The organism is Gordonia sp. PP30, assembly GCF_023100845.1.
Taxonomy (GTDB): Bacteria; Actinomycetota; Actinomycetes; order Mycobacteriales; family Mycobacteriaceae; genus Gordonia.
The window spans coordinates 1,183,279-1,203,096 of the sequence record NZ_CP095864.1 but is presented as its reverse complement, the minus strand read 5'-3'; the positions used below and the strand labels follow the sequence as shown (position 1 = coordinate 1,203,096).

Below are 19,818 nucleotides of genomic sequence, written 5' to 3'. Positions count from 1 at the left end.
CCTTCGGCGGAACCGCCGGGCGATCAGGCCTTCGCGGCGAGCGCCAGGATGCGCCGGCGCGCGGCCTCCGCGGTCTCGCTGAGTTCCTGCACGCTGTCGAGCTTGAGCTCATCGACCAGCTTCGCGGCGATCGCCGCATCGGTCTGCTCGGTCTCGAAGTCGGCGAACAGCGCGCGCTGGGCGTCGTAGTCGGCGACGTCGGAGCCGATGTGCTCGATCTCCGCGAGCGCCTTGTCGACGGCCAGCACGGTTGCCTCCTGGTCGGCGACCATGCCGGCCATCAGGAACGCCTGGAAGGTGGACGCCTGCACGGCATCATCGACGGCGATCTTCTCCAGGATCGTCACCAGCTGCGGGTCCTCGGCGCGCTCGGCGAGCCGGCCGATGAACTGGACGCACTGGTTCTCGTGCACGGCCAGCAGAGCGAGCGCGTTCATCGGGCCGACCTGGGCGACGGCCTCCGGGTTCTGCTTCCATCCGGCGACGACGTGGATGCGGCGCCGGTTCTCGGCGTCCACCGGATCCATGGCGCGCGTCACGACCAGGTAGTCGCGCAGCGCGATGGCGTGCCGGTTGTCCTCGGCGGTCCAGACGCCGACCAGCTGGCGCCAGTCGGAGAACGCCGGGAAATGGATGGCCAGCACGCGGTGGAACGACGGCAGGTTGTCCTTGGTCAGCAGCAGCGCCAGCAGCGGCGCGGCGGTCGCCGGATCGAGGCTCGCCTGGTCGGGCTCGAAGTCCTCGCCGCCGAGGAAGCGGAAGTTGCGGCCCCGGCTCCACGGCACCCAGTCGTGGGGCTCCCAGGCAGCCGCACCGAGCTGGTGCTCCTCGGCGATCTCCGGGAGCGCCTTCTCGAGCGCATTGATCAGTTCTTCGTCGTCCAGTACAGCCACGGGGTCCACCTTAATCGACGGTCAGCGTCCGCTCATCATTCCCCAGTCCTCGAGTCCCTCGTACAGGGGGACGTCGAGGGACAGTTTGGCGACCCGCGAGCGCAGGGCGACCACATCGGCGTTCTTGCCCGCCGCGAGTGCGGTGGCGATGATGTCGGCCACCTCGGCGAACTCGGTCTCTCCGAATCCGCGGGTGGCCAGCGCCGGGGTGCCGATGCGCAGGCCGGACGGGGTCATCGGCGGGCGCGGGTCGAACGGGACGGCGTTGCGGTTGACGGTGATGCCGATCTCGTGGAGCAGATCCTCGCCCTGCTGACCGTCGAGGTCGGAGTTGCGCAGATCGACCAGCACCAGGTGCACGTCGGTGCCGCCGGTCAGCGGGGTGATGCCGGCGTCGGCGACGTCCTTCGCGGTCAGGCGCTCGGCCAGCGCCTGCGCGCCGGCGACGGTGCGGCGCTGGCGCTCGGCGAACTCCTCGCTCGCGGCGATCTTCAGCGCGGCGGCCTTGGCGGCGATCACATGCATCAGCGGGCCGCCCTGCTGGCCGGGGAAGACCGACGAGTTCAGCTTCTTGGCCCACTCCTGCTTCGCCAGGATCAGGCCCGAGCGCGGGCCGCCGAGGGTCTTGTGGACGGTGGTCGAGACGACGTCGGCGTACTCGACGGGATTCGGGTGCAGACCGGCGGCCACCAGACCGGCGAAGTGCGCCATGTCGACCCATAGGTACGCACCGACCTCGTCGGCGATCTCCCGGAAGGCCTTGAAGTCGAGGGTGCGCGGGTAGGCCGACCAGCCGGCGACGATCACCTTCGGCTTGGTGTCGAGGGCGATCTTGCGCACCTCGTCCATGTCGATGCGGTGGTCTTCCTTACTGACCCCGTAGAAGGCGTTCTCGTACAGCTTGCCGGAGAAGTTGAGCCGCATGCCGTGCGTCAGGTGACCGCCGTGCGCCAGGTCCAGGCCGAGGAGGGTCTCACCCGGCTCCATCAGCGACATCAGCACCGCCGCGTTGGCCTGCGCACCCGAGTGCGGCTGCACGTTGGCGAAATCGGCCCCGAACAGCGCCTTCGCCCGGTCGCGCGCGATGTCCTCGACGACGTCGACGTACTCGCAGCCGCCGTAGTAGCGGCGGCCCGGGTAGCCCTCGGCGTACTTGTTGGTCAGCACGCTGCCCTGCGCCTGCAGCACGGACCGCGGCACGAAGTTCTCCGAGGCGATCATCTCGAGGGTGTCGCGCTGCCGCGCGAGTTCGCCGTTCATCGCGGCGGCGAGGTCCGGGTCGAGCTCGGCCAGGGACTGCGTAAACAGGGTCATGCGCGCCATTTTAGGCGGCCAGCTCGGCCCGCAGCCGGGCCGGGGTCAGCGGCTCGTCCAGCAGGCGGCCGAAACGGTCGATCCGGCGATCCCCGGCCGCCTCACCGGCGTCGAGCCAGCGGCCGAGCAGCTCGTAGCCCTCGACGTACGTGGAGATGTAGGCCCGCCACAGCGGCGAGGTGAGGAAGCGCAGCATCTGCCGGGCGCGTTCCGGGGGCGCCAGCAGCCACCGCTGTAGGAACTCGGCGACGTCGTCGGGGTCGGTGTGTGCGTCGTGCAGGGCCAGCGCCGCATCCTGGCGGACGTGCAGCAGGCCGGCCGTCGCCGCGGAGAGCGCGCGGGCCTTCTCGGCGTCGAAGCGCAGCCCGAAATCGGCGTAGATCTCCGCCGCCCACGTTTGCCAGTCGTTCCCCTTCGCGGCCGCCAGCGCGTGGTCGGCCAGCCCCTCGGCCATCAGACACTGCGGCGTGTTGACCAGGAAGATCATCTGCTCCGCCTCGCCGCGCTCACCGACCAGGAACTGCTCCTTGCGGCAGTGTTCGGTGTGATGCCCGGGGTAGGCCTCGTGGGCGACGAGTCCGGGCAGCACCGACAGGTATTGCGGCAGATCGGTGTTGATGGCGACCTTCGACCGGTAGTCCCCGAGGTAGTAGTTGAAGCCCGACCACGGCTTGTCGGAGACGATCTCGAACTCGACCGCCTCGCTCGGCGGAAGCGGATACCGCCCGCGCACCACCTCGCGGAGGGCACCGGCGAACTCGTCGACCAGCGGCTGGACCAGGTGCGGCGGGATCTCCTCGCTGCGCCGATGCGCGGCGTAGGCCTCGCGCAGCCGGTCGCCGGTGGCCCCCGGGACGCCGAGCGCGTCGGCGATCGCCGCGTGCGCCTGCGCGTACCCGTCCGGGTCGGCGGGCGTGATGTCGACGTCGAAGTAGGCCTTGACCTCGTCGACGAAGCCGATCCGTTCCCCGGCGAACCTGCGCGCCGAGCATTCGAGCGCCGTCAGGTGCGAGCCGATGAACGCGGCGCGATCGGCCGGGAGGGCGCCCGGCAATGCGCGCGACAGGTCCCGGGCACGGCGGGCCAGTTCGGCCGGATCGGGCGCCGGAGCGTTGTCGGCCTCGGCCCGCAACGCGGGGTCGCCGGTGTACGCATCGACGAAGCCCGGCTCGATCCGGTCGAAGGCCAGCCCGAGCCGCAGGTAGTCGTCGACCAGTGCGTGGGCAGCGTCGGTGCTCATGTCGGCCCACGCTACCGGCCGCACCCCCGGCCTGTAGTGTCCCTGCCATGGCGCGCCTATCCAGCGATCGCGACCCCGGTCTCTATCTCGAACTGGACCGGCGGCAGTGGCGCGAACTCCGGCAGTCGATGCCGATGGTGCTCGATGAACGCGAGCTCGAGCAGCTGGTCGGTCTGGGCGAACAGATCGACCTCAACGAGGTGGCCGAGGTCTATCTGCCCCTCTCGCGGCTGATCCACCTGCAGGTCGAGGCCCGGCAACGGCTGTTCGCGGCGACGTCGACCTTCCTCGGCGAACGCCAGCGCAACCGCCAGGTGCCCTTCGTCATCGGCATCGCGGGCAGCGTCGCGGTCGGCAAGTCGACCACCGCCCGTGTGCTGGCGAAACTGCTGTCGCGCTGGGAGACCCACCCGAAGGTCGACCTGGTGACCACCGACGGCTTCCTGTATCCGACCGCCGAACTGCAGCGCCGCGGGATCATGCACCGCAAGGGCTTCCCCGAGTCGTACGACCGGCGCGCGCTGCTGCGGTTCGTCACCGAGGTCAAGTCGGGCACCGAGTCGGTGCGGGCACCGGTGTACTCGCACGTCTCGTACGACATCGTGCCCGGGGTGTTCCACACGGTGAATCAGCCCGACATCCTGATCGTCGAGGGCCTGAACGTCCTGCAGACCGGACCCACCCTGACCGTCTCGGACCTGTTCGACTTCTCCGTCTACGTCGACGCGAAGCTCGCCGACATCGAGGAGTGGTACATCTCCCGATTCCTGACGATGCGCACCACGTCGTTCACCGATCCGGAGTCGCATTTCCACTACTACTCGTCGCTGACCGACGAGCAGGCGACGATCGCGGCGCGCGACATCTGGACGTCGATCAACCGGCCGAACCTGATCGAGAACATCCTGCCCACCCGGCCGCGGGCCACACTGGTGCTCCGCAAGGACCGCGACCACTCGATCAACCGGGTGCGGCTGCGCAAGCTCTGAGCTCCGGCCCGATCAGAGTTTGCCGAACGCCACGCCCCGCCAGCCCCAGCCGTTCGCCAGGGCCGCCTCCTGTAGCGGCTTCTTGATCTCGCCGGTCGAGAACGAGTAGTCGTATACGACGCCGAGCCGACGGTCCTCCTCCCGGAAGGCGGCGGCCGTGCCGAAGCTGATCTCCTTCTTCGGCCCGCGGAATGCCTCGGCGGCCAGCGAGAGCCGCGGCACACCGGCCTGCCACTGCACCGACCACTCCTGATCAACGGCACGGAAATCCCCGGCGGCGTCGTCGAATCTCATCAGGGTGCGGAACACCTTCTCCAGTCCGGCCTTGCCGAAGACCTCGTACCAGCGCGCGTCGACGATCTTCCACTCGGCGACCAGGTCGACACCCACGGCGGAGCCGTCACGCACGCCCCATGGCGCGGTCGGCCGATTCAAGTTCAGCAGCGCCTGCCGGACGACCGGCAACGGCTGGCGGGCCACTCCCTTCGGCGCGGACTTGGAACCGGTGAAGACGTCGAACATTCCCATGGAACGACCCTACCCAGGCGGCGACGGAAAGTCGTGACGTAAAGGACTCTTGACATTGTCATGTCAAGAGTCCTTTACTTATGTCGTGCCCGAGAAGACCCTCACCGACGTCCGCGCGGCCCGCACCCGCGCCGGACTGCGCCAGGCCGACCTCGCCACGGCCGTCGGGGTGAGCCGGCAGACGATCGTCTCGCTGGAACGCGGCGACTATTCGCCCTCGGTGTATCTCGCGCTCCGGATCGCCCGGACCCTCGGCAGCACCGTCGAAGAGCTGTTCCCACTCCCGGAGGAGAATTGACATGACCGCCCGCACCCTGCCCGACCTGCTACTGGCCCCGGCCGCCCACTCCTGGGGCGACGAACGCGAACGCACCGTGATGCTCGAGGGCTACGCCTACGTCTTCCTACTCACCCAGTTCCTCCTGTGGACCACCGGCGCCGTCGTCGCGTGGTTCGTCCCGGGGTGGGTCATCGTGGTCCTGTTCGTAGCCTTCCTGCTCCCGGCGATGGAATGGCAGCGATACACGCGGGCGCGCGATGTCGACGCCAACACGCTCGCGTACGCCGGCGGCTCGCTCGCACGGGTCGTCACGACCGGCTTCTACTTCGGCGCCTGCGCGATCTCGATGTGCGTCGCGGCCACCACACACTGGCTGCCGAACGACGGCTCAGCCTCCGGCGCGGTGGTCGGCGGCGTGATCGGCGCGGGCACAGCGATGTTCCTCGGCTGGTGGCGCGCGAAGCGCGTCGCCGCCCGGTCCCACGACGACGCACCCGACGAGTTCTGACCGATCAGCCCACCGCGATCGGGGCGACCATCGCACCGGTGACCTCGATCAGATCGGCCGGTGCCAGTTCGATCTCCAGCCCACGCCGGCCCGCGCTGACCAGCACGGCGTCCCACTCGCGCGCCGACGCATCGACGACGACGGGCAGCGGCGTCTTCTGACCGATCGGCGAGACCCCGCCCAGGACGTATCCGGTGGCCCGGGTGACCGCCGCCGCCTGTGCCATCACCGCCTTGGACACCCCGAAGGCCCGCGCCGCGGCCTTGAGCGAGAGCTGCTGCGGGACCGGAAGAACCGCGACCCCGAGCCGGCGGTCGCCGAGGTCCACCACCAGCGTCTTGAAGATCTGCCCGGGCGCCGCGCCGATCCGCTCCCCCATGATCGCGACGGCCTCGGCGCCGTAGTCGGTGCTGGTCTTCTCGTGCGCGTAGCTGTGCACCGCATGCTCGACACCGGCCTTCTCCAGCGCGGTGATCGCCGGGGTGGCACCCATTACTTGCCGTACCGCCGGCCGCGGGCGGCGAAGTCGCGCAACGCCCGCAGGAAGTCCACCCGCCGGAACTCGGGCCAGTAGGCATCGGTGAACCACATCTCCGAATACGCGCTCTGCCACAGCAGGAAGCCGGAGAGCCGCTGCTCCCCCGAGGTCCGGATCACCAGGTCCGGGTCGGGCTGGCCGCTGGTGTAGAGGTTCGCGTCGATCCCCTCCACCGACACGGCGTCGATCAATTCCTCGGCGGTGGCGCCGGCCGCGAGCTTCTCCCGCAGCAGGGCCCGCACGGCATCGACGATCTCCTGCCTGCCGCCGTAGCCGACGGCGACGTTGACGTTCATCCCGGTGCGGCCGTCGGTGCGCGCCGAAGCATCGCGCAGGCGCTGGGCGACGTCGCCGGGCAGGACGTCGAGGTTGCCGACGATGCGCACCCGCCAGTCGCCGGGGGCATCGGCGATCTCGTCGACCACGTCGGGCACGATCTGCATCAGCGCGTCGAGCTCGTCGGACTCGCGGGCCAGATTCTCGGTGGACAGCAGGTACACCGTCACGGTACCGATGCCGAGTTCGGAGCACCATCCGACCATGTCGGCGATCCGCTTGGCACCGACCCGGTGGCCGTGCGCGACGTCTTCGAAGCCGGCCTCGCGCGCCCAGCGGCGGTTCCCGTCGCAGATGATCGCGACATGCCGCGGCACCGATTCGGGTTCCATGAGCTGGACCAGCCGCGTCTCGTAGACGTGGTAGAGCCCGCCCCGCACACGATCTGGGATCAGTTTCACACGCAAGAGCTTACGCGGGAGAGAAGTTACCGAAGCGGAACTTACGCTACCGTAGGTTCTATGGCAGACCTGATCTCGAACGCCGTCGAAGCCGTCAAGCCCCGGCTGCGCGGCGTCATCCACAAATACTCGGCGTTCATCGCGGCCTCGGTGGGCATCCTCCTGATCGTGGGCACCGCCATGCATCGCAGCGCCGTCGACGTGGCAGCGGTCTGCATCTACGTCCTCGGGATCACCGGGCTCTTCACCACCAGCACCGTCTATCACCGGATCAATTGGGTCTCGCCCCGCGCGCGGATCGCGATGAAACGCGCGGATCACTCGATGATCTTCATCTTCATCGCGGCCACCTACACGCCGTTCTGCATGATGGGACTGGACAGCCCGGAACGGTGGTGGGTGCTCGGCATCGTCTGGGCCGGCGCGCTCGGCGGAGTGCTGCTCAAAGTCCTGTGGCCGGGTTCGCCGCGCTGGCTCGGGGTGATCCTCTACATCGTGCTCGGCTGGGTGATCGTCTGGGTGGCCCCCGACCTCCTGCGCAACACCGGGGTCGCGGTCTTCGTGCTGCTGGCCGTCGGCGGCGTCTTCTACAGCCTCGGCGGCATCCTGTTCGCCCTTCGCTGGCCGGAGCCGTGGCCGGGCACTTTCGGTCACCACGAGGTGTTCCACACCTGCACCGCGATCGCCGCGCTGCTGCACTACATCGCGGTGTGGCTGGTGGTCCTCGGGTAACGACCCGGGGCCGACGTCTAAGATCGGCGGGTGCCCACCTCGTCCGACGCCCCGCTGCTTCCGCGGTTGCGAGCGGGCGCCGTCGGCGGCACGGTCGCCGGCACCGGCATCGCCGCGCACGCCCAGGGCCAGGGCTGCCTTCCCGGTTCGGACGGACTACTGCTGGTCGCGGCGATCGGCGTCGGCCTGGGTGTCATCGCCGGCCGGCCGGGCACCACGACCCGAACCGCCTCCGCGTGGCGGCTGCTGCCGCTGCTCGGGGCAGGCCAACTGCTGGTGCACCTGGCACTGATCGCACTCACCGGGCACCATCACGACCTGATCACCGCCCCGATGGCGGTCACTCACACCCTCGGCGCTCTCCTGGCACTCGGCCTGGTGGTCGTCGCCGAGGCCCTGGTGCGCGCGGCCGGTGGCCTCGCACGGCGCGTGGTCGCGCTCGTCGGCCGCCGCCCGATCGCGGCGACCGGCTCGCTCGTCGTCGTCGCGTACGACGGCCCGCGCATCCCGTCGCTTCGGCGACTCGGCACCGCAGGCACCCGCGGGCCTCCCCTGCACGTCTGAGCACGCATTTCTTTCCGCCGACCCGACGGTGGCGCCCGGCGCCACCGCGGCCGGTGATCTCTGCTTGGACGAAAGGCACTGCCCCATGGCGAAATCCGCCGAACCTTTGACCCCCACCGAGACCCCGGGCTCCCCCGCGGTCGCCACCGATCCCGGCCCACCGCGCCCCCGCGCGGCGAGCATCACGCACCTGCTGCGCAGGCTGCACTTCTACGCGGGTGTGATCGTCGGCCCATTCCTGCTGATCGCGGCGATCAGTGGCGGCCTCTACGCGCTGGCACCGTCGGCCGAACAACTCATCTACCGTGCGCAGTTGCACACCGATTCGACCGGCGAGGCGCATTCGATCGCCGAACAGGTCGACGCCGCGCGGGCTCAGCGCCCCGACCTCACCGTGTCGGCGGTCCGCCCGCCCGCGTCGCCGGGCGACACCACGCAAGTGCTGTTCGCCGACCCGTCGCTTCCGGAATCGACTCGGCTCGCCGTCTTCGTCGATCCGGTGACCCTGCGTGTTCAGGGCGAACTGCCGAGCTATGGCAGCAGCGGCTCGCTTCCCGTACGGACCTGGCTCGACGGCCTGCACCGCAATCTCCATCTCGGTGAGCCGGGCCGGATGTACAGCGAGTTCGCCGCATCATGGCTCTGGGTCATCGCCCTCGCTGGCCTGGCGCTGTGGGTGGTGAACGTCCGCAAACAGCGCCGTACCCGGGGCACCGGCCGGCTCCTGACCCTCGACCGGTCCGCCCGGGGCCGGGCACGCTCGATGAACTGGCACGCCGTCGTCGGTATCTGGATCATCCTCGCGCTGCTGTTCCTGTCGGCGACCGGTCTCACCTGGTCGCGGTTCGCGGGTGAGAACGTCTCCGAACTGCGCTCCACACTGAGCTGGACCCAGCCGTCGGTCGACACCTCGCTGGGGAATTCGCCGTCCGCCGACGACGGCATGGCCGACATGCCCGGCATGGGTCACGGCCACGGCGGATCCGCGCCGGCCGCGACCGGCTCCGCGGCCGTCGCCGCCACCAACGCCGGGTACGTCGACACCGCGCTCGCCCTGGCCCGGTCGGTCGGGGTCGGCCGCAGTGACGCCGTGGAGATCTCGATTCCGTCGGACGACGACACCGCGTTCACCGTCGCCGAGGTCCGCGCGCCGTGGCAGTTCTCCCCGGACACCGCCGCCGTCGACCCCAGCCGCGATCGGGTCGTCGCGGTGGATCGGTTCGCGCACTGGCCGCTCGCGGCGAAACTGGCGAACCTCGGGATCGCCCTGCACATGGGCATCCTGTTCGGGCTGCTCAATCAGCTGGTGCTGTTCGTGGTGGCGGTCGCGCTGGTCTTCCTGATCGTGTGGGGCTATCGGATGTGGTGGCAGCGCCGCCCGCGCGGCGCCCACCGGCCGGGCCGGGCACCGACCCGCGGCGCGCTGCGGGAACTGCCCTGGCCGGCCATCGGCGTGCTGGCGGCGATCGCCGCGGCCGTCGGCTGGTTCATCCCGCTGCTGGGCTGGCCGCTGCTGGCCTTCCTGGTGATCGACGTGGTGTTCGGGCTCGCGCAGCGGGTCCGGCCCGACGCCTAGCCTGCGGCGCGGGCGAGGGAGGCCAGGACCTGGGCACTGGCCTCCCAGCCCATGCACTTGTCGGTGACCGACTGACCGTAGACCAGCGGCTCGGCGTCGACCGGCTGCGCGCCGGGCACCAGGAAGCTCTCCAGCATCACGCCGCTGATCAGCGGATCGAGGCCGGCCGCGCGCGCCGCCGCCACCTGCTCGGCGACCTCGACGGCTACCCGCGCCTGCCGCTCGTGGTCCTTGCCCGAGTTGGCGTGCGAGCAGTCGACCATCACCTTCGGCGCGAGACCGCCCCGACCGAGCGCGTCGACCGCGGCGGCCACCGAGTCGGCGTCGTAGTTCGGTCCGCCGGTGCCGCCCCGCAGGATCACATGGCAGTCCTGGTTTCCGGTGGTCGCCACCACGGCACCGCGGCCGAAGTCGTCGAGTCCGAAGAAGACGTGCGGGCTGGCGGCCGCCTTGGCGCCGTCGACCGCCACCTGCACGTTGCCGTCGGTCCCGTTCTTGAAGCCGATCGGCATGGACAGCCCCGACGCGAGCTGCCGATGCACCTGCGATTCGGTGGTGCGGGCGCCGATGGCGCCCCAGGCGACGGCGTCGGCGATGTACTGCGGGCTGGTCGGTTCGAGGAATTCGCAGCCGACCGGGAGACCGAGGTCGATCACGTCGAGCAGCAGCTTGCGCGCGAGGCGCAGACCCTTCTCCACGTCGTAGGACTCGTCCATGTCGGGGTCGTTGATCAGGCCCTTCCAGCCGATCGTGGTCCGCGGCTTCTCGAAGTAGACGCGCATGACGATCTTCAGGGTGCCGGCGTATTCGGCGGCCAGGGGTGCGAGCCGGCTGGCGTAGTCGAGCGCCGCGACCGGGTCGTGCACCGAGCACGGGCCGACGACGACGATCAGCCGGTCGTCCCGGCCGGCCAGGATCGCCGCGATCTCTTCGCGGTCGCGGGCCACCGCCGCGGCGCGGCGAGCGGTGAGCGGCAGTTCGCTGCGAAGGGTGTCCGGTGACGGGATCGGCGAGAACGCGGTGATACGGCGGTCGGAGGTCGAGGCGGTCGTCTGGGCGGCGACGGCGTCGGGGGCGATGGTCATCTGTTCGGGCCCTTCGGGTTTCGGCGGAGTTGCGGGGAGTCCGTCGTTCCCGGGCGGTCGCACTTCATCCCCGGAAACGACGGAAGCAGCGACCTGATGGTCACTGCTTCGGCTCCGGGTTGCGGCGTTGCGTGCGCGCGTCAGCGCTTCATCGCAGGCTCACCCGGAGCCTCGATAAAGCGCCAATAGACGCGCGCGGTGGTGTTCACGCGTTCGAGGCTAGCACAGCGCCCGGACAAGCGGTCTACCGTCGAATCCATGAGCTCCCGCGTCCATCACCCCCGCGTCCTGCTGATCCGCCACGGCCAGACGGAGTGGTCGGCCACCGACCGGCACACCGGGCGCACCGACATCGACCTGACCGCCAAGGGCGAAGCCGACGCCACCGAACTGGTGGGAATCGCCGACCGCCTGGCCCTGCGCGACCCCTACGTGATCTGTTCGCCGCGCCGCCGGGCGCTGCGCACCGCCGAACTCGCGGGACTGCGGGTCGATGAGGTCGACGACCGGTTCGCCGAATGGAACTACGGGGACTACGAGGGCATCACCCGCAAGCAGATCCAGGCGGAGTACGAGCCGGGCTGGATGATCTGGACGCACGGCGCCCGCGGCGGCGAGTCGGTGGCGCAGATGACCGCCCGGGTCGACGGCGCCGTCGCCCACGTCGCCGCTCTCCTTCCGGAACGCGACGTGGTCGTGGTGTCGCACGGGCACTTCTCGCGGTCGTTCGTGTGCCGGTTTCTCGGCTGGCCGATCGCGCAGGGCGCCGCGATCGACCTGCGTCCGGCGGGCGCCGCACTGCTCGTCGATCTCGCCGGCGATCGTCGGCTGTGCCATCTGGTCGGCCCCGAGGGCGCGATGGCCGGTATCGGCGCTATCTGATCGGGCCGAACTCCAGGCGATCGGCCGAGGTGACGGGCAGATCGCACACCTGACCGCGGCACAGGTAGGCCGCATCGACTCCGTCGACCGGTCCCCGGCCGTCCAGGAGCGGCAGCGCGCCCGGGTCACCGGCGACGACGACGGTCCCGCCGGGCGCGCGGTGCCGTACCCGACGGGCCAGGTCGCCGGTGCTGCCGGCGGTCTGGGCGACGGCCACCTGGATCGGGCCGGCGAGTCGTGCGAGGGCCACGGCGAGCCAGTGCCCGGCCGAGCGCGGCATCTTCCGCAGGATCAGCACCCCGCGCGCGAGCGTCTGATCGGCGAACTCGGCATAGCGGGCCGCCGCCTCGTCGGGCGCGAGCGCCGCCGCGGTGAGCAGCGCTTCGGCCATGAGCGACGCCCCCGACGGCGTCGCACCGTCGACGGGATCACGGGGACGGGTCAGGAGCGTGCCGGGCGGCGCGTCGTACCAGGCCCCCGGAGCGTCCGGATCGGCGAACTGCCCGATCGCCGAGTCGAGGACCGCCAGCGCGCGATCCCGCCAGTGCGGTTCGCCGGTGACCTGGTGGAGGGTGAGCAGTGCGGTCGTGAAGGCGGCGTAGTCGTCGAGCGCGCCCAGGGGTTCGCCGACCCGGCCGTCCAGCGAGGCCCGGCGCAGCGTCGGCCCGTCGTCGCCGGGCACCACGTGTGACGACCACAGCGCCTCAGCGGTCTCCCCGGCGCGCTCCACCCACTCCGGGTGCGCCAGTGCGCCACCGGCTTCGGCGAGCGCCGTGACCGCGAGGGCGTTCCAGACGGTGACCACCTTGTCGTCGCGGGCGGGCTGCGGCCGCCGGTCACGGGCCGCGAGGAGTCGTGCGCGCACCGATTCGTAGCGGGTGGCGTCGTCCGGGTCATGCTTGAGTTGGAGCGTCGAGGTCCCGTTCTCGAAGGTGCCGCGCTCGGTGACCTCGAAAAGCTCTGCGGCCCAGGCACCGTCGTCGCCGCCGAGGACTTCCCTGAGCTGCGCCGGAGTCCAGACGTAGGTCAGGCCTTCTACCCCGTCGGTGTCGGCGTCGAGCGACGACGCGTAGCCGTGACCGGTCCAGAGCGCGTCGTTCAGGAAGGCGACGGTCTCGGCGGTGACGCGCTCGGCGAGGGTCCGATCGCCCGTCGAGCCCGCCCCGCCGCCCATTGAGCCCGCCCCGCCGCCCATTGAGCCCGTCCCGTCGCCCATTGAGCCCGTCCCCTCGCCCATGGAGCCCGCCCCGCCGCCCATTGAGCCTGTCGAAATGCTCCGCGCGAGATGCGCGTACGCCCGCAGGAGCAGCGCGTTGTCGTACAGCATCTTCTCGAAGTGCGGGACCACCCAGTCGTTGTCCACCGCGTACCGGGCGAAACCCCCGGCGAGCTGGTCGTAGATGCCGCCCCGCGCCATGGCCTCGCACGCCCGCTGCACCCCACCCCAAGATGGTCGAGCGGAGTCGAGACCATACTCACCGGCCCGAAGCAGCGCCTCGAGCACCGACGACGGCGGGAACTTCGGCGCACCACCGAACCCGCCGGCACGCGGATCCTCGTCGTCGAGAATCGCGGCGACCGCCCCCGCGAGGAGCCCCGCGTCGATGCCGGGCCCGGCCGGAACGGCCCCGGTGCTGGCGCGCAGATGCTCGGCGATGCGCGACGACGCCTCGGTCACCTCGTCGCGCCGGGTGGCCCAGGTGTCCGAGATCGCGGCGAGGATCTGCCCGAAGCCCGGCATCCCGCCGCGCGGCACCGGCGGGTAGTAGGTGCCGCAGTAGAAGGGCTCGCCGTCGGGCGTGAGGAAGCAGGTCATCGGCCAGCCGCCCTGTCCGGTCATCGCGACCGTCGCCGCCATGTAGACCGCGTCGATGTCCGGCCGCTCCTCGCGATCCACCTTGATGCAGACGAAACCGTCGTTCATCTGCGCCGCGAGGGCCGGATCCTCGAACGACTCGTGCGCCATCACATGGCACCAGTGGCAGGCCGCGTAGCCGACGCTGAGCAGCACGGGTACGTCGCGCTCCCGGGCCTCGGCGAACGCGTCGTCGCTCCATTCGCGCCAGTGAACCGGATTCTCGGCGTGCTGTCGCAGGTACGGACTGGTGGCGCCCCCGAGTCGATTGGCCATGCCGCCCAGCCTAAGCCCGGTCAGCGACCGGGGTCGTCTCCGTTGTCCGACTGTGTGGCACCGGCCGATGCCGCGGCGCCGCCCTCGGCGCCGTCTGCTTCGTCGACCGTGTCGGTGCCCTCGTCGAAGGCCTGGTCGGGTTCGGGATGCGAGGAGTCGAAGCTGTCCGGGAGTTTCCGGAGTTGCTTGTTCATCGACCGGATCAGCAAGAACGTCGCGAGCAGCAGCACGATCACGGCGAGCAGCCCGATGGGCGAGGCCTTGCCGAATTCGGGGCCCTTCGTCTCCTGGTCGGCGGCGAGCCGAAGTGCACCGCCGGCCAGCGTCATTACGCCGTTCATGTCTCCTCGATTCCCGCGAAGAGGTCCGTCTCCGGGATCGCAGTCTGCACGCGCGTCTGCGCGAGCTCGAATTCCTCGGTCGGCCACAGTCGCTGCTGCCATTCCAGCGGCACCGCGAAGAAGAAGCCGTTCGGGTCGATCTGGGTGGCGTGCGCGCGCAGGGCGTCGTCGCGCTGCGGGAAGTAGTCACCACACGTCACCTGGGTGGTCACCCGCCCCATCAGGTCACCCTGTTCGCGCCGCCACTTCGACAGCCACTCCTTGAACGGGCTCTCCTGGCCCGACTTCTCGAACTCGTCGGAGAAGCGGTGGATCCGGTCGCGGATGAAGCCGTGCGTGTAGTACAGCTTCAGCGGCGTCCACGGCTCGCCGGCCTCCGGATAGGCGTCCGGGTCGCCCGCCTTCTCGAAGGCCGCCACCGACACCTCGTGGCACTTGATGTGATCCGGGTGCGGGTAGCCGCCGTTCTCGTCGTACGTGATCATCACGTGCGGCTTGAACTCACGCACCACCTTGACCAGCGCCTCGGTCGACTCCTCGATCGGGACCAGCGCGAAGCAGCCTTCCGGCAGCGGCGGCAGGGGGTCGCCCTCGGGCAGTCCGGAGTCGACGAAGCCGAGCCAGGTCTGCTGCACACCGAGCGCCGCCGCGGCCGCGGCCATCTCTTCCTTGCGGATCTCCGGCAGGTTCTCCTTGACCCCGGGCCGATCCATCGCGGGGTTGAGGATGTCGCCGCGTTCGCCACCGGTCAACGTCACGACCAGGACGTCGTGCCCGGCCGCGGCGTACTTGGCCAACGTCGCCGCCGCCTTGCTCGACTCGTCGTCAGGATGTGCATGCACAGCCATGAGTCGCAGGCGCCCCGTGCTTTCGGTCACGCTTCCTCACCTTCGCTCGGTTCCGCCTTCCATGGTAGGTATTGAGCCGTGAGCAGTTCAGACGGGGTCTCCGACCAGCCGAAACCACAGAGCGGTCCGAGGGCGACGTACCCGGCAGAACAGTCACGGTCGAGCCGTCGGCGCTGGTTCATCATCTGCTCGGTGGTGGTGCTGATCGCCGGCGTCGTGATCGCCTACATCGGCTACCGGCAGTTCGGCGACCCGGACGTGTCCGGGCAGGCCACCGCGCACGAGGTGCTCAGCTCGGACACCGTGTCGGTGCAGTACACCGTCAATCGCAAGGACCCGCACAAGGCGGTCGCCTGCGTCGTGCGGGCTCGCGCACAGGACGGTTCGGAGGTCGGCCGCCGCGAAGTGCTGATCCCCGCCTCAGACGACATCCAGGTCGGTGCCCGCACCGACGTCTACACCTCCCGGCCCGCGGTGATCGGCGAGGTCTTCGGCTGCACGACGGCGGTTCCCGCCTATCTGCGGCCGGACAAGTGATTCATCTCTCGAACCTGTAAAGGAGCTGCTCGTGACCGAGGAGCCGACCGAGTCTGGGCAGCCGGGCGACCACCGCCCGGCGAAGCACCAGAACGCCGTCTTCGCGACGATCTCGTCGCCCTACTATCCGATGCTGATGGCCGTCTTCGTGGCCATCATGCTGATCAGCAACATCGCCGCCACCAAGGGCGTCGGCCTCTTCGGGGGCTGGCTGGTGACCGACGGCGCCTTCTTCCTGTTCCCGCTGAGCTACGTGATCGGCGACGTGATCAGCGAGGTCTACGGCTTCAAAGCCATGCGCCGCACCATCTGGACCGGCTTCGGCATCCTCATCCTCGCGTCCGTCGCGTTCACGATCACCATCGCGCTGCCGCCGCTCGACGGCTACGACAACCAGTCGGCGCTGGAATCGGTCGTCGGGGCCGTCCCGCAGCTGGTCGCGGCGAGCCTCGCCGGCTACCTGGTGGGCGAGTTCACCAACTCGTGGGTGCTGGTCAAGATGAAGGAACGAACCGGGGAACGACGGCTCTGGGCCCGCCTGATCGGTTCCACCGTCGCCGGCGAGTTCTTCGACACCCTCGTCTTCTGCACCATCGCCGCCCCGGTGATCGGCGTGCACGGCTGGGGCCAGTTCACGTCGTACGTGGCGATCGGCTTCGTCTGGAAGACGGCCGTCGAGGTCGTCGTGATGCCGGCCACGTACGCGGTGGTCCGCTTCCTCAAGCGCGCCGAGCCGTCGTACGCCGAGGCCCTGGGCTCATCTGTGCGATAAACCACATCTGGTGATAGCATGGACGGCGCACGACTCCGCAAGGGGTCGTGCTGCTGCATTCAGAGCATGATTGCCGGCAGCGAGTAACGAACGCGCAGTCCAATGGCGGACAGCAAAGGAGATCCACAATGACCGACGCAGGCGTGACCTGGCTGACTCCGGAGTCGGCCAGCCGGCTGAAAGAGGAGCTCAATGCGCTGATCGCGAACCGAGAGGTCATTGCGGCAGAGATCAACGAGCGACGTGAAGAGGGCGACCTCAAGGAGAACGGCGGCTACCACGCCGCCCGCGAGGAGCAGGGCCAGCAGGAAGCCCGCATCCGCCAGCTCCAGGACCTTCTGAACAACGCGAAGATCGGCCAGGCCCCGACCCAGTCGGGTGTGGCGCTGCCGGGTTCGGTCGTCACCGTCTACTTCGACGACGACAAGAACGACACCGAGACCTTCCTCATCGCGACCCGCGAGGAGAGCATCTCGACCGACGTCGAGGTCTACTCCCCCAGCTCCCCGCTGGGCGCGGCGATCATCGACGCGAAGGTGGGCGAGACCCGCACGTATCTGGTGCCGAGCGGCGCCGAGATCAGCGTGACGGTGGTCAGCGCGGAGCCCTACCAGCACTGAGATCGTCGACGAAGCCGGGCCGCAGCCTCCTGCGGCCCGGCTTTCGTTTGCGCACTTCCGGTTCCGGGTCGTGTCCGCGACAGCCGGATCCCCCGCGCGACACCCGTCGCGGAAGCGACGACCCCGATCGTCGCGGGAATGACCGGCCGTCGCGTAAACCGTCCGGCTGTCGCGGTGCGGTCAGCGGTTCAGTAGATCGAGTCCCGCTCCGCGGCGATCACGCCGTACAGCTCGGCCTCGATACGCGACATCGCCTTGTTCGACTCCTGCTCGGTCGACCGCGTCTTCAACGGCATCGAAACGTCCGGCAGCAGCAGTTCCGGTGCGACGTCGAGCGCCTTGGCCAGCCGGTACACCGTCGAGAGTTGTGGATCCGACACGTACGGCTCCCGATTACCGGTGCCGCGCTCCAGGTTCGACACCGCGTTGCGGTGCATCCCGCTCCGGTGAGCGAGCTCTTCTTGCGAGTATCCACGCGCCTTCCGGACGGTCACGAGCCGATGCGCGAACGAGAACGCGAAGGTGTCCCATTCGAGGGATCCACGTTCTCTGCCGGACATGGTTCCAATCTGTCCAACACACACCAAAATGTCTGCCCACCATGATGTGTAGACGTCCGGCACCCCGTCAGCGACCCTTCTCTACCCGGCTGACCAGGCACGACACGCCCGCCCGTGACCAGCCCCACCGAGGCCCTATGGCGTCGCAGGACCCGCGCGGCGCGGCAGCGAGCGAGCGTCGTGGCAGCGCCTGAGCATCGTGGCAGCGCCTGAGCATCGTGGCAGCGCCCGAGCATCGTGGCAGCGCCCGAGCATCGTGGCAGCGCCCGAGCATCGTGGCAGCGCCCGAGCGCCGTGGCAGCGGATCGATACATGCGCAGCACTCGCGAGCGCTGCCTATGGACTCGACCGCTGCCACGTCCGACGATGCACACGAGTGAGGCGGAGGCCGGGCTCCCCGCTGCCCGACCTCCGCCTCGTTCCCCCAAGCGGCCGACCACCGGTTCCCCCGTACCGGCTGTCGACCATCCCCCTCGGCGATCAACCCGCCGTCCCCCGGGCGGCAGCTTTCTCGCGTCACATATTTAGACGCACCAGACCTCTGTTCGGTTCCATCCGTCGGTGAGGAATCTCCTCAACGCGGCATCTTCCCGATCGTGGCGCGCGTGAACTCGATCGCCTTGGCGCAGATCTCCTCCGGCGCCGGGTGCGGGGAGCCATGGTGAATGACCATCGTGTTGACTGCAGCCATCCCCGACTGCACATAGGTGTCGCAGTTCGCACCGTTTGTGAAGCGGTGCACCCCAACCACGCGGCCGTCGATCAAGATGTCCGGGAGCCACATGTCTAGCGACGACGCCTGGCGCTGCTTATCCGCCGCAAGCCCGGGCGAGTTCCCAACGAACTGGCTGAGGTCCCACTCGACTCGACCTCTCTCAACAGCCGAAGTCCACACGCAGCCACGGAGCGTCTGCCCATCAGTTCCCGCGGCATCACGCACCGAGCGAGGCTCCATTCCTACCGCCAGCAAGTCCGTGGCTGTCACCGCAGTGCACGGTTCATAGGTCGTTCCGTCGTTCGCGCCACTCCAACGATGAGCGTGAGTGGTGACGAACGGCAGCACGTGCCCATCAGCATCCGTTTGCCGAACACCGGCGGCTCGCGAGTCAGCCGCCACGGAACCAGATCCGACCACTTCGGACCTACGGTCATCGTCCGCGCTGCACGCACTCGTCATCGTCAATACCGCGCCGCCCGCCATCAACAATCGGACCAACCCGAGTGACCGTTCTGACCATAACCAGCCTGTCACCAGACGTCCGCCTCGTCGTATGCGGCAGCGGCTGCCGTACACCGACTCGATAGCTGGTCCAGTTCGGCACATTGAGCGTCGAAGTCGGCGGCAACTTGACCCGTCACCTGGATCAGCTTGTCGAAGAGCGCCTGCCCCTCAACGCAATCGACGCCGAAGTAGTTCCGTCGAAGCACTCGTCGCAAGTCCGACGCGAGACCCCCGAGTTCCCGCGCCGCGTCCTCAGCCGCCGCGGCGCGCAAGCGCCACACGTCGGCTTCCGACCTCACCTCGCCGGCCATCGAGCTCCCCCTCCGTCGTCCCCGATACGGATGCGGTTGGGGATCCGGCTCCCCCGCCGTCGGACCCCCAACCACGTCCCCCGGAGTGACGTGCGCCCGGCTCCCCCTGCCGGGCCGCCCGCCACTTCCCCTCAACCGCGAGGCTCCTCATGATCCCCCGTTCCACCAGGAACCTCGTTGTAATAGTTAGACGCACCGACCCCCCTTTCCGGTTCCACTTCCGGAAACATACTCTTGGATGCTTTTCGCAATCCTCTGACCAGGACGTTTCCCTCACGCCAGTCGGCCTTCCGCAAACCTTGAAGTGCCTTGTCCGACCCGTCGGCTAGTGTTCTCACATCTTGGTGTGCATGCACCATTCGGGACGATGGAGGGATTTCATGAAGGTCGTATACCTGCACTGTGTCGGGCCGGACGGCGACGCCGACCATGAAGGCTTGCCGCGCTGAACGGATCGCTCGCGATCCTCGGCGCCGAGCCGATCGACGAGCGGGGCGTCGTGGCGCCGCGCTACGCCGCCCTGCTCGGGACCACGGGGCTCAGCGTCGCCCACCCCAAGAACACCTACAAGGAGAAGGACGACCGCGCCGCGCCTTCGAGCGGCGCCAGG

The 19,818-nt window shown here is 69.4% G+C and carries 23 protein-coding genes; 10 read left to right on the top strand and 13 right to left on the bottom strand.

Annotated features, from left to right (window positions below; all coding sequences use genetic code 11):
• Positions 1–23: 23 nt before the first annotated feature.
• The 3 genes from MYK68_RS05540 to MYK68_RS05530 are packed head-to-tail and all read right to left on the bottom strand — an operon-like array spanning position 24 to position 3,447.
• Positions 24–893, bottom strand: a complete 870-nt coding sequence (locus MYK68_RS05540) for an acyl-ACP desaturase (protein WP_247866775.1) — start codon at positions 891–893, stop codon at positions 24–26.
• A gap of 21 nt (positions 894–914) precedes the next feature.
• Complete coding sequence (gene glyA / locus MYK68_RS05535; RefSeq protein ID WP_247866774.1) at positions 915–2,207, bottom strand: serine hydroxymethyltransferase; 1,293 nt, start codon at positions 2,205–2,207, stop codon at positions 915–917.
• Positions 2,208–2,217: 10 nt separating this feature from the next.
• Positions 2,218–3,447 carry a DUF885 domain-containing protein gene (locus MYK68_RS05530; RefSeq protein ID WP_247866773.1) on the bottom strand — a complete coding sequence of 410 codons (1,230 nt, stop codon included), beginning with the start codon at positions 3,445–3,447 and terminating at the stop codon, positions 2,218–2,220.
• 47 nt (positions 3,448–3,494) lie between these two features.
• On the opposite strand from MYK68_RS05530, the gene coaA reads away from it, so the two are divergent.
• Entirely contained in the window at positions 3,495–4,436 is a 942-nt protein-coding gene (coaA, locus tag MYK68_RS05525; protein WP_247866771.1) for a type I pantothenate kinase, read from the top strand.
• Between the two features lie 12 nt (positions 4,437–4,448).
• Here the strand turns inward: coaA and MYK68_RS05520 are convergent, their stop codons facing one another.
• Positions 4,449–4,964, bottom strand: coding sequence for a hypothetical protein (locus MYK68_RS05520; protein WP_247866770.1), 516 nt, complete (start codon positions 4,962–4,964; stop codon positions 4,449–4,451).
• A gap of 85 nt (positions 4,965–5,049) precedes the next feature.
• On the opposite strand from MYK68_RS05520, the gene MYK68_RS05515 reads away from it, so the two are divergent.
• Entirely contained in the window at positions 5,050–5,262 is a 213-nt protein-coding gene (locus tag MYK68_RS05515) for a helix-turn-helix transcriptional regulator (protein WP_247866769.1), read from the top strand.
• A gap of 1 nt (position 5,263) precedes the next feature.
• Positions 5,264–5,752 (top strand): hypothetical protein, encoded by a 489-nt coding sequence (locus tag MYK68_RS05510; RefSeq protein WP_247866768.1) that lies wholly within the window; start codon positions 5,264–5,266, stop codon positions 5,750–5,752.
• A 4-nt stretch (positions 5,753–5,756) separates the two neighbouring features.
• Here the strand turns inward: MYK68_RS05510 and ybaK are convergent, their stop codons facing one another.
• Both ybaK and MYK68_RS05500 read right to left on the bottom strand, forming a co-directional pair.
• Complete coding sequence (gene ybaK / locus MYK68_RS05505; protein WP_247866767.1) at positions 5,757–6,245, bottom strand: Cys-tRNA(Pro) deacylase; 489 nt, start codon at positions 6,243–6,245, stop codon at positions 5,757–5,759.
• Positions 6,245–7,027, bottom strand: a complete 783-nt coding sequence (locus MYK68_RS05500) for an isoprenyl transferase (protein ID WP_247866766.1) — start codon at positions 7,025–7,027, stop codon at positions 6,245–6,247. The genes ybaK and MYK68_RS05500 overlap by 1 nt, the downstream gene beginning before the upstream one ends.
• Before the next feature lie 60 nt (positions 7,028–7,087).
• On the opposite strand from MYK68_RS05500, the gene trhA reads away from it, so the two are divergent.
• The 3 genes from trhA (at position 7,088) to MYK68_RS05485 (ending at position 9,899) form a co-directional block, all read left to right on the top strand.
• The gene (trhA, locus tag MYK68_RS05495; RefSeq protein WP_247866764.1) at positions 7,088–7,759 is read left to right on the top strand and encodes a PAQR family membrane homeostasis protein TrhA; all 672 of its coding nucleotides are present in this window, start codon (positions 7,088–7,090) and stop codon (positions 7,757–7,759) included.
• A gap of 30 nt (positions 7,760–7,789) precedes the next feature.
• Positions 7,790–8,323 (top strand): hypothetical protein, encoded by a 534-nt coding sequence (locus MYK68_RS05490; RefSeq protein ID WP_247866762.1) that lies wholly within the window; start codon positions 7,790–7,792, stop codon positions 8,321–8,323.
• An 85-nt stretch (positions 8,324–8,408) separates the two neighbouring features.
• Positions 8,409–9,899: a PepSY-associated TM helix domain-containing protein gene (locus tag MYK68_RS05485; RefSeq protein ID WP_247866761.1), complete on the top strand. Its 1,491-nt coding sequence runs from the start codon at positions 8,409–8,411 to the stop codon at positions 9,897–9,899.
• Here MYK68_RS05485 and MYK68_RS05480 read toward each other — a convergent pair.
• Positions 9,896–10,984 (bottom strand): 3-deoxy-7-phosphoheptulonate synthase, encoded by a 1,089-nt coding sequence (locus MYK68_RS05480; RefSeq protein WP_247866747.1) that lies wholly within the window; start codon positions 10,982–10,984, stop codon positions 9,896–9,898. The genes MYK68_RS05485 and MYK68_RS05480 overlap by 4 nt on opposite strands.
• A 258-nt stretch (positions 10,985–11,242) precedes the next feature.
• Between MYK68_RS05480 and MYK68_RS05475 the strand changes: the two genes are divergently transcribed.
• A complete protein-coding gene (locus MYK68_RS05475) occupies positions 11,243–11,866 on the top strand; it encodes a histidine phosphatase family protein (protein ID WP_247866744.1) in 624 nt (207 codons plus the stop codon).
• Here MYK68_RS05475 and MYK68_RS05470 read toward each other — a convergent pair.
• From MYK68_RS05470 to mca, 3 genes are read right to left on the bottom strand one after another with little or no spacing between them, the layout of a single operon-like run.
• Entirely contained in the window at positions 11,859–13,997 is a 2,139-nt protein-coding gene (locus tag MYK68_RS05470) for a thioredoxin domain-containing protein (RefSeq protein WP_247866742.1), read from the bottom strand. The genes MYK68_RS05475 and MYK68_RS05470 overlap by 8 nt on opposite strands.
• 20 nt (positions 13,998–14,017) lie before the next feature.
• Positions 14,018–14,338 carry a hypothetical protein gene (locus MYK68_RS05465; RefSeq protein ID WP_247866740.1) on the bottom strand — a complete coding sequence of 107 codons (321 nt, stop codon included), beginning with the start codon at positions 14,336–14,338 and terminating at the stop codon, positions 14,018–14,020.
• Complete coding sequence (mca, locus tag MYK68_RS05460) at positions 14,335–15,186, bottom strand: mycothiol conjugate amidase Mca (RefSeq protein ID WP_247866738.1); 852 nt, start codon at positions 15,184–15,186, stop codon at positions 14,335–14,337. The genes MYK68_RS05465 and mca overlap by 4 nt, the downstream gene beginning before the upstream one ends.
• Positions 15,187–15,264: 78 nt before the next feature.
• Here mca and MYK68_RS05455 point away from each other — a divergent pair, with 78 nt between their 5' ends.
• The 3 genes from MYK68_RS05455 (at position 15,265) to greA (ending at position 17,115) form a co-directional block, all read left to right on the top strand.
• Positions 15,265–15,723, top strand: coding sequence for a DUF4307 domain-containing protein (locus tag MYK68_RS05455; RefSeq protein WP_247866736.1), 459 nt, complete (start codon positions 15,265–15,267; stop codon positions 15,721–15,723).
• A 31-nt stretch (positions 15,724–15,754) separates the two neighbouring features.
• On the top strand, positions 15,755–16,495 hold the full coding sequence (locus tag MYK68_RS05450; RefSeq protein WP_371307344.1) for a queuosine precursor transporter: 741 nt from the start codon (positions 15,755–15,757) through the stop codon (positions 16,493–16,495).
• 128 nt (positions 16,496–16,623) lie between these two features.
• Positions 16,624–17,115: a transcription elongation factor GreA gene (gene greA / locus MYK68_RS05445; RefSeq protein WP_247866734.1), complete on the top strand. Its 492-nt coding sequence runs from the start codon at positions 16,624–16,626 to the stop codon at positions 17,113–17,115.
• Between the two features lie 188 nt (positions 17,116–17,303).
• Here greA and MYK68_RS05440 read toward each other — a convergent pair whose 3' ends face one another.
• The 3 genes from MYK68_RS05440 to MYK68_RS05430 form a co-directional block, all read right to left on the bottom strand.
• A complete protein-coding gene (locus tag MYK68_RS05440; protein WP_247866732.1) occupies positions 17,304–17,675 on the bottom strand; it encodes a helix-turn-helix domain-containing protein in 372 nt (123 codons plus the stop codon).
• A 574-nt stretch (positions 17,676–18,249) separates the two neighbouring features.
• A complete protein-coding gene (locus MYK68_RS05435; RefSeq protein ID WP_247867936.1) occupies positions 18,250–18,852 on the bottom strand; it encodes a DUF3558 family protein in 603 nt (200 codons plus the stop codon).
• A 71-nt stretch (positions 18,853–18,923) separates the two neighbouring features.
• A complete protein-coding gene (locus tag MYK68_RS05430) occupies positions 18,924–19,208 on the bottom strand; it encodes a hypothetical protein (RefSeq protein ID WP_247866730.1) in 285 nt (94 codons plus the stop codon).
• Positions 19,209–19,818: the final 610 nt, after the last annotated feature.